Raw genomic sequence first — 229 nt, 5'->3', positions numbered from 1 at the left:
GCCCTCTGCGGCCGGTAGCCTGCTCTCGCCATGTTCGAACATCTGCGCACCTTCTTCACGAACCTGATCAGTCCCGTCGCAAGGCTCTTGCTCCGGCTGAACGTGAGCCCCGACGCCGTCACGGTGGTCGGCACCGCAGGCGTGGTCGCTGCGGCGCTGTGGTTCTTTCCCCGAGGGCAGCTCATCGCCGGCGTCCTGGTGATCACCGCCTTCGTCTTCTCCGACCTCC

General features: G+C 66.4%; 1 pseudogene. It reads left to right on the top strand.

Annotated features, from left to right (window positions below):
• Positions 1 to 30: 30 nt before the first annotated feature.
• Positions 31 to 229: pseudogene (locus SAZ04_RS23200) on the top strand (phosphatidylinositol phosphate synthase); the annotation flags it as partial.

The sequence above is a fragment of the Halalkalibacter lacteus genome (assembly GCF_036663595.1).
In the GTDB taxonomy this organism is placed as follows: Bacteria; Bacillota; Bacilli; order Bacillales; family Bacillaceae_D; genus Halalkalibacter; species Halalkalibacter lacteus.
The sequence above is the reverse complement of the archived record's forward strand: the minus strand, read 5'-3'. Positions and strand labels throughout refer to the sequence as shown.